The 1,686-nt window shown below is 42.1% G+C and carries 2 protein-coding genes; both read right to left on the bottom strand.

Features of this window, described 5'->3' with window-relative positions; all coding sequences use genetic code 11:
- Positions 1–343: 343 nt before the first annotated feature.
- Positions 344–1,282 carry a glycosyltransferase family 2 protein gene (locus tag O9323_RS08565; protein ID WP_288124952.1) on the bottom strand — a complete coding sequence of 313 codons (939 nt, stop codon included), beginning with the start codon at positions 1,280–1,282 and terminating at the stop codon, positions 344–346.
- A 215-nt stretch (positions 1,283–1,497) separates the two neighbouring features.
- Positions 1,498–1,686, bottom strand: a 189-nt coding sequence (locus O9323_RS08560; protein ID WP_288124951.1) for a hypothetical protein, incomplete at its 5' end; no start/stop codon positions are given.

Genomic DNA, 1,686 nt, shown 5'->3' with positions numbered 1-1,686 from the left:
GGCTCTTCTCGACTTTGTGTGATAATTTTTGCTTATGGAATCGTGAAATGCTTATCGGGTAACACTTTTAGGACTATTTTGTCGAAGAAACTATCAGTATAGACCTCGTTTCCACACAGAAACCAGAAGAGCCGACGGTCTTAACCAGTAATTTATACCATTTCTCTAAATGAAAACTACACATCGAATTTAAGTCACCCTTTTTAAGGGGGATTTAGGGGGATTAAACTTCTGTAGTCAGACTTTGGAGAATTGGTATTAGATAGTCAACAGCTTATTGCTTATTTAAGAAGTTAACAAAATCTTTAATCGACAAGAATTAATTGATAGTTGTTGGGAAGGTTTAATTAATTTCCAACCCAGCGATCTCAGCGATTGTATAGGCTGGTCGGCCCTTAACTTCTTCGTAAATTCGCCCGACGTATTCCCCTAATATGCCAATACTGATCAATTGTACCGAACCCAAGAAAAACACAGCGATCAAGATAGTAGCTAAACCAGTAACAGGAGAGTCGGGTTGCTGTAAGCGCCAGTAGAGAACCAGTAAAGCCATCAACAGGGCAATTAAAGCAGAAAATAAGCCTAAATAAGTGGAAATACGCAGGGGAATCTTAGAAAAAGACACCAAGCTATTAACCGCTAAAGCTAGGGATTTTTTAAAAGTGTATTTGACTTCGCCAGCAAACCGGGGATCCCGCTCAAATTTAACAGCAGTTTGTCGGAAACCAATCCAAGCGCGCAAACCGCGAATATAACGATTCCGTTCTGGCATAGAATTTAATACGTCCACTACCTGACGATCCATCAGACAAAAATCCCCCGTGTCCGCAGGGATATCCACGTCAGCTAATCGTCGCAGCAATCTATAGAAAACGTAGGCAGTTAGGCGTTTAAACCAACTTTCTTTTTTCCGTTTTGTTCTCTGGGCGTAAACCACATGATAACCTGCTTGCCAAGACTCAATCATTTTGGGAATCAATTCCGGTGGATCTTGCAAGTCGGCATCGAGGACAACAATAACTTGACCCCTAGCAAAATTAAGTCCTGCTGTTACTGCTGCCTGATGACCAAAGTTACGAGCAAAGCTAATGTAACAGACCCTAGCATCTCTTTCCTGTAGTTCCCGCATTAATTTTAAGGAACGGTCGCGACTGCCATCATTAATCAGAATCAGTTCCACAGAATCATCTAAACTATCCATGACATCACTGACACGGCGATAGAGTTCTGGAATGGTTTCTTCCTCGTTATAAATCGGGATAATTAGCGAATATTTCGGCATTTTCGAGAGGTTGAACGGACAAAAGCCGTGTTTTTATGGCGGCCGCTACGCTCTAAATATTCTGCTAAAGTATCCCTTTTGTCAACTTAATAGATTACTACTAGACAGTGCCTTTGAACTACTCTCAAGGTCGTTGAGAGCTTCCTATTTCACGGGGGACTGCCTTAAGACGAACTTACGCCCAGCTTTTGGTCTTACATCCCCTCCAGAAGTTTTTATAGTGAATTTGCGATCGCTAACATCGTCAGGGATTTAATTTTAGATAGGGTTTGCTGAATAAATTTGAAATGTAGGCAAAGTAAAGGTTTTGGGGCTTTTCTCGCTCCCACAGGTGCAAGATTTTGAGAGAATCGTCGTTCAAAACCTTGCGTCTTCATCGGCCCGCGTCCTGTAGGGGCGAAGCA

It is taken from the genome of Microcystis sp. LE19-131.1A (assembly GCF_027532015.1).
GTDB classification, from domain to species: Bacteria; Cyanobacteriota; Cyanobacteriia; order Cyanobacteriales; family Microcystaceae; genus Microcystis; species Microcystis ichthyoblabe_A.
This window is presented reverse-complemented; position numbering and strand designations above follow the sequence as displayed.

Excerpts from the sequence above, each read along its gene's own strand:
- O9323_RS08565 (WP_288124952.1), bottom strand. The coding sequence starts at position 1,282 with ATGCCGAAATATTCGCTAATTATCCCGATTTATAACGAGGAAGAAACC.